Here is a 7,176-nt window from a genome sequence, read left to right as displayed (position 1 = left end):
CACGGCTTCGGTCATATTAAGGTGAGGGAAGAAGTTTTGTGTTTTCCCCAGTTTAGTCTGGCAGGAGTCAAGTTTTTCTAGGTATAATATAGGTACCATACAGGAAACGAGAGGAACGGTTATGACGAAACCTTATTACGGTCAATTAGAGGAAGAAAAAGTGTTTAAGGATCCTGTTCATCGTTATATTCATGTACGGGATGAATTGATTTGGGAGTTAATTGGCACGAAGGAGTTTCAGCGGTTGCGTCGGGTGAGGCAGCTTGGGACGACGTATGTTACTTTCCATGGGGCCGAGCATTCTCGTTTCAATCATTCACTTGGTGTTTATGAGATCACAAGACGAATTCTTGATGTGTTTAAAGGGCTCCCGCATTGGGATGAGAGTGAGCGTCTTGTTACGCTGTCGGCTGCGCTTTTACATGATGTCGGACATGGTCCTTTTTCTCACTCGTTTGAAAAAGTATTTGATACTGATCACGAAGAGTGGACAAGGCAGATTGTGCTTGGCGATACGGAAGTGAATCAAGTGCTTTCTAATGTGAGCCCGACGTTTGCTCAGGCGGTCGCTGATGTGATTGAGAAAACGTATGCGAAAAAACTTGTGACGAGTATTATTTCAAGTCAAATTGATGCGGATCGAATGGATTACTTGCAACGTGATGCTTACTTTACGGGAGTTAGTTATGGCCATTTTGATATGGAACGTATTCTCCGAGTGATGAGGCCGATGGAAGATCAAGTTGCGATCAAGCAAAGTGGGATGCATGCCGTCGAGGATTACATTATGAGTCGGTATCAAATGTATTGGCAAGTTTATTTCCACCCTGTTACAAGGAGTGCCGAAGTCATTTTAACGAAGATTTTCAAGCGTGCCAAGGAACTGTATGAGCAAGGATATGTCTTCAAACATAAGCCGAACCATTTTTATTCCTTTTTTGATGGAAAAGGGAGCTTGGACGATTATTTGCGGTTAGATGAAGCGATAACCATGTATTATTTTCAAATTTGGCAAGAAGAAGAGGATCGCATTTTAAGAGATCTTTGTGTAAGATTTCTAAATAGAAAATTGTTTAAATACGTAGAGTTTAATCCGAATTTACAAATGAACGACTGGCTTGTGCTTCAAGACTTATTCAAAAAGGCTGATTTGAACCCAGACTATTATTTAGTCGTTGATTCATCTTCTGATCTCCCTTACGATTTTTATCGTCCAGGCGAGGAAGAGGAACGTTTGCCGATTCATCTCCTTATGCCAAATGGGAAGTTGCGTGAGCTATCGCGTGAGTCTGAGGTAGTAGAAGCGATATCAGGTAAAAAGCGCACGGATCACAAACTCTATTTTCCGCTCGATTATTTAGAAGATGAGCGTGAGCATAAAGAAGTAAAGAAAAAGATTCGAGATCTATTAAACGTATAAGGGGGAACATGCTTTGCTGAAGGATCATGCAAACGTAATGGCGCTATTTTTGCAAGCGGGTGAAATTGTTGGACGGAAAAAGCTGCAGAAAATCATTTATATTGCCAAGAAAATGAATGTGCCATTCTCTGAGCGGTTTAAATTTCATATGTTTGGACCTTATTCCGAGGAACTTAGCTTACGGATGGAAGAATTGTGCAATCTCGGATTTGTCGATGAAAAGAAAGAAGACAAAGGGAACTATTATCAATATCGTTACGGATTAGCGGAAGAAGGCAGGAAGTTTCTTGAATTATATCAATTTGACTTGCCAGAGAGCCAAAAGTTAATCGAGAGCTTAAATGACCAGAGCTCACGTTTCTTAGAACTTGTGTCAACATTGCTTTATTTTGAAGAACTTCCTCGTGATGAAGTAAAGGAAAAAGTGTTTACATTAAAGAAGAAATCAAATTACACAGAAGAAGATATTGAACAAGCTTATACGTTTATCGAATCTTTGCGTGTATTAGGCCATTAATCGGCAAGCTCTTTTTTCGAGATACGAAAGAGGAGCTTCTTTTCTTATTCATAAAAAATGGTTGGTCAGGACGTTTCAGACTAGCATAAAGTAGGTCTTTTTGTGTAGAATTTAATCAAAGAGAGTTTAGGGAAGGGTGTTTGAAATGGACTTGTTAAATAACGATAATTTAAAAAAGAAAAAAACGGGCTTTAATATTCTTAGCAATGACTCTACGGATGGACATGGAGGTTACGGGGCAGGTGTCATGAATTTAGATAATGTTTCGCCTGTCTTTATTGATCCAACCGAAGGAGAAGCGTTTGTTGATATGGGAGCGCTGCATGCTCGTTCGGTTGTTGAAAAAAGAATTAAATTTTTACCAGATAAAGAAAAAGTACCTAATGGCAAGCTATACTGGCTTGTTTGGGTGACGATTCAATATAAAGACGGAAAGCCATATTATGCAGGTGTAGCGGGCTGTGAAATGACCGTAGATATTGAGATTCGCCGTGGATATAAGAGTTTACCTGAACATGTAAATAAAATGGATAAATCGTTAAAGGGCCACATTCTTGTCGACGATATGGATGATACGTCTAAAGCACTTTTAGCTACATTTTTAAAAGAGCACAACGAGAAAATGTGGGAGAATTCAGATAAATCACTTCATGAAGCATTAGCTGTCTAAAGACTTATAATCAAGTTTTTTGAAAAGTAAACACCAAATTTCAATTAACTTTGAACAGTTTTTGAACACTGAATGCGACTATTGAGGTTTTGGCAAAGAGCGAGTAAACTGAAAGAAGTATAAACGCACATTTATACTAGGACACGAAAAAGCGCGAGGGAATATTCCTTCGCGCTTTTTCAACTTTACAAATGATTCTTAGTACTAGTATTCTATGGATAAATACGATCGCTGGGGGATTAACGATGCTGACGACCAAAGAGCAAAAGGACATTCGCGCATTACAAGCGATATGTGAACAAGAAGATAAAATCGAATTGAAATTAAATTGGGACCTACTTGAAGCAAGAGCGGAGAAAGAACAAAATGATTTTCTTTATTATGAAGAACATCAGCTCATTGGCTTTCTGGGAATCTATGGCTTCGGTAATAAAGTAGAGCTTTGTGGAATGGTCCATCCCGAAAAAAGAAAACAAGGGATTTTTCAATCCTTGTTAAAACAAGCTTTAGAAGAAATGGCGAAAAGAAAGTATGAAACCGTTTTATTGAATATTCCCGCTTCGTCAGAATCAGGACGAAGGTTTGTTAAGCACCAGCCGTTTGAAATGGCTTTTTCCGAGTATCAAATGGTGTGGGAGAAAAAAGAGCTAACAGCGAATCTAGATCATGTGGGGTTACGACACGCAACAAAGGAAGAGCTTCCCTTTTTCATTCAGCTTGATGCAGAATGCTTTAAGATGTCTCGCAAAGAGGCTGCAAGCATGTATGAGAATGTCACAGACATAGACGGCAACTTAATCATTGAAGCAAAAGGTGAGCCTGTTGGGAAGCTACGCTGGCACCAAGAAGGCAATGAAAGTTGGATTTACGGGTTTGCTATTAAACCAGAATACCAAGGCCAAGGAATTGGCCGCACAGCGCTCATTCAAGCTGTACAGCAGGAAGCTGAGAAAGGTAAGGACATCTATTTAGAGGTAGTTCCAGAAAATGAACATGCATTAAAGCTATATCAATCATGTGGCTTTCGCTCGTTCTCCACACAAGATTATTATCAGTTGGTTGCAGCTCGTGTAAAGTGACCGAAAAATGACGCAAAGCGACTGATAAGTAGCACCAAGCAACTGTTAAAAAGCCGCCACATAAACCAAGCAAAAAAGGGTGACTGCGCGTCACCCTTTTTCTTAATGACTAAACCATTTGAAAAAGCGTTCGAGGAATCGTTCCTTTTCATGTGTTTCCTCATCAATGGCTTCGACTTCTTCTCCGTCCGCTTGTGGCGGTGGGCATTCCTTCGTTGGTTCTGTACCTTCAACAAAGTAAGTGACCCGGTGAGTGGGGCAGTGCTCGGTCGCTAGCAACCCATTATGTGGGTTCATTTTAACATCAACAACACCGTCTGGTTTCTCAAATGGCAGAACGGGTTGTCCTTTAAGAGCGTGCTCAGTGAAGTTAGCCCATATGTTCTTAGCTCTTTGACCGTCTGTTGAGTGGTCTAGTTCAATTTGATCGTTAAAACCTACCCAGACACTCGTAACGAGTTGTGGTGTATAACCGACCATCCAACTATCCCATGTCGTTGACCCTGATTTACCTGCTACCGGTCGATTGATCAGATGGGCAATTGACCGACCTGTAACGGAAGTATGAGCGTTTAAATAAGGGTCAAACATTCCTGTCATGATGTCCGTTAGGATGAAGGCTAGCTTAGGATCAAGAACCTGTGTCAATGTTGGTTCTGATTCATAAACGACTTCACCCTCTACATCAACCACTTTTTCGATGAAGCGCGGATTAACACGCATGCCTCCATTTGCAAAGGCACTATAGCCTCTTGCCATTTCAAGTACATTCACTTCCGCTGACCCTAAAGCTAAAGAGGGATGATTGTGCAGTGGACTTTCGATTCCTACACGTTTAGCTAATTCAACCGCTCGTTCGGTCCCTAATAATAGATGTGTTTTAACGGCGTAGATATTATCCGAGAAAGCCATCGCCTGCAAAAGAGTAATAAAATCTTCTGCATAATTATCATTAAAATTTCTCGGGGTCCATGGCTCACGTCCATCGTCAATGTTAAATGGAGTCGGTTCACTAAGCAAAGTCGATGCAGCGGTATAGCCGTTTTCTAAGGCGGCATAGTACAAATATGGTTTAAAAGCCGAACCAGGACTTCTTCTCGTCTGAACCGCACGATTTAGGGGACTTTCTACATAATTCCTTCCTCCAACAAGAGCCTTCACATCGCCTGTTCTTGGATCCAATGCTACAAGTGCGGTTTCTAGTTCAGAGTCAGGCATTTCTCTTTCAACCCAATACTCGGCTTCTTTTTGCATCTTAGGATCAAGGGTCGTATAAACCTTTAACCCACCAGCTTCAATGAGCGAAGGATCAATTCCAATCTCTTCTATGAGCTGCCGTTCGACTACGTCTTGGAAGTAAGGACCGACGGTGGAAGGACGATCCAATTCATTTTGAACAAAGTTTAAGGGCTCCAAATGAGCTTCATCGGCTTCTACTTGGTTCAGGACGCCATGAGTAACCATCGACTGTAAGACAACTGCTTGACGTCTTTTCGCTCGTTCTAAATCAAATAAAGGAGAATAATAGCTAGGACCTTTTGGAATACCTGAGAGCATACTAGCTTCTGCTAATGTGAGATTTTTAGCGGATTTTCCAAAGTAATGTTGAGACGCGGCTTCGACTCCATAAGCACCGTGTCCATAATAAACAGTATTTAAATACCCTTCTAAAATTTGATCTTTATCATAATTCATCTCAAGTCTAAGGGAATAGAGTAACTCGTTCCACTTACGCTTCCACGTTTTATCATGGCTCAAATAAAGGTTTCTCGCGTATTGTTGAGTGAGTGTGCTTGCCCCTTGAGCAGCAGATCTAGCGCGTAGATTAGCAATCACAGCTCCACCAATTCGGTTAATGTCAAAACCCCAGTGATGGTAAAAACGACGATCTTCAATAGCAATCGTGGCGTCAATCACATTTTGATCAATCTGGGATAAAGAGACCCAATGGCGATTTTCTCCTTTATGGTGCTCCCCAATGGGGGTATGATCTGCCCCATAGTAAACCGTTGTTTGTGGCACGTTTAAAGGTGGAGGCCCTTGCATTTTAGTATAAGAGAGGAGGCCTACGGCAGCTGCTGTCGCTAACACAAGAAAAATTAAAAACAATCGAAAAAATAAACGAACTAAGCGCCTTGTACGGCGAATTCGTCGGTTAACGACGACTTCCATCAACGTCACCCCGTTTCTAGTTTTAAAGACATAGTGGTGTTCTTATCTATTCAGCATTGGTAAGAAATGCATTTTTTAAACATAGAAACGCACAGTTTTGGATAAATTTAACTTGCTTTTTTTTACCGTTGCTTTATACTTTCATTTGTTAAGATTAGAACCAAAAAAATAGAAGAACCTATAGATGAAACAGTTTAGAAATTATGAGGTGAACGTAGATGGAATTATGGTATACAGAAAAGCAAACAGAACGTTTTGGAATTACAGCTAAAATCAAAGAAACCCTTCACACAGAACAAACAGAATTTCAAAAGCTTGATATGATAGACACAGAAGAATTCGGCAAAATGCTTGTGCTAGACGGCATGGTTATGACAACAGAAGTGGATGAATTTGTATATCATGAAATGGTGGCACACGTTCCTCTTTTCACACACCCTCACCCGAAAAATGTATTAGTCGTTGGTGGTGGAGACGGTGGCGTTATCCGTGAAGTTCTAAAGCACCCATCTGTTGAGAAAGCAACACTTGTTGAAATTGACGGAAAAGTAATCGAGTATTCGAAAAAATATTTACCAACGATTGCAGGCGCGTTAGACGATGCAAGAGTTGATGTTCAAGTTGATGATGGGTTCATGCACATTGCTAAAGCTGAAAATGAGTATGATGTCATCATGGTCGATTCTACTGAACCAGTAGGACCAGCGGCTAAGTTATTTGAAAAGGGATTTTACGAAGGCATTTCAAAAGCGTTAAAAGAAGATGGGATTTTTGTCGCACAAACGGACAATCCTTGGTTCCATAAAGAATTAATTAGCAAAGTACACAGCGATGTAAAAGAAATATTCCCTATTACAAGACTGTACACAGCTAACATTCCAACATACCCAAGTGGTCTTTGGACGTTCACAATTGGTTCAAAAAAACACGATCCGCTACAAGTAGAAGAAAGCCGTTTCCATGAAATCGAAACGAAATACTACACAAAAGAACTTCATAAAGCATGCTTCGCCTTACCGAAGTTCGTAGCAGACCTAGTGAAATAATGACAACCTGAAGATGAGCACCGTTTGGCGCTCATCTTTTTAGAGTTAGTTCAAAAAGGTGCCCTTCCTTTTTGAACTAACTCTAAGCACGGAGTGGAACCACTGCAAGGTTTTAAGCCTTCTATGAGCGGTTTTCTCATAGAAGGCGCGCAGTGAGAGGAGCCCGTGCCATCCATGAATAATCACTCAAGGGTTTTCAAAAAGGTGCCCTTCCTTTTTGAACTAACTCTAAGCACGGAGTGGAACCACTGCAAGGTTTTAAGCCTTCTATG

General features: G+C 40.8%; 6 protein-coding genes. 5 read left to right on the top strand and 1 reads right to left on the bottom strand.

What is annotated here, in order from left to right; all coding sequences use genetic code 11:
- Positions 1–121 precede the first annotated feature (121 nt).
- The 4 genes from PQ474_RS09865 (at position 122) to PQ474_RS09850 (ending at position 3,686) form a co-directional block, all read left to right on the top strand.
- Complete coding sequence (locus PQ474_RS09865; RefSeq protein WP_273842511.1) at positions 122–1,420, top strand: HD domain-containing protein; 1,299 nt, start codon at positions 122–124, stop codon at positions 1,418–1,420.
- A 13-nt stretch (positions 1,421–1,433) separates the two neighbouring features.
- Positions 1,434–1,937, top strand: a complete 504-nt coding sequence (locus PQ474_RS09860; protein WP_273842509.1) for a YwgA family protein — start codon at positions 1,434–1,436, stop codon at positions 1,935–1,937.
- Between the two features lie 145 nt (positions 1,938–2,082).
- Positions 2,083–2,607, top strand: coding sequence for a YwhD family protein (locus PQ474_RS09855; RefSeq protein ID WP_273842506.1), 525 nt, complete (start codon positions 2,083–2,085; stop codon positions 2,605–2,607).
- Between the two features lie 245 nt (positions 2,608–2,852).
- A complete protein-coding gene (locus PQ474_RS09850) occupies positions 2,853–3,686 on the top strand; it encodes a GNAT family N-acetyltransferase (protein WP_273842502.1) in 834 nt (277 codons plus the stop codon).
- Between the two features lie 102 nt (positions 3,687–3,788).
- Here the strand turns inward: PQ474_RS09850 and PQ474_RS09845 are convergent, their stop codons facing one another.
- A complete protein-coding gene (locus PQ474_RS09845) occupies positions 3,789–5,858 on the bottom strand; it encodes a transglycosylase domain-containing protein (protein ID WP_273842501.1) in 2,070 nt (689 codons plus the stop codon).
- Positions 5,859–6,076: 218 nt separating this feature from the next.
- Here PQ474_RS09845 and speE point away from each other — a divergent pair, with 218 nt between their 5' ends.
- Positions 6,077–6,904 (top strand): polyamine aminopropyltransferase, encoded by an 828-nt coding sequence (speE, locus tag PQ474_RS09840; protein WP_273842498.1) that lies wholly within the window; start codon positions 6,077–6,079, stop codon positions 6,902–6,904.
- The last annotated feature ends 272 nt before the right edge of the window (positions 6,905–7,176 follow it).

It is taken from the genome of Halalkalibacter alkalisediminis, from assembly GCF_028610705.1.
Taxonomy (GTDB): Bacteria; Bacillota; Bacilli; order Bacillales; family Bacillaceae_D; genus Halalkalibacter; species Halalkalibacter alkalisediminis.
This window is presented reverse-complemented; position numbering and strand designations above follow the sequence as displayed.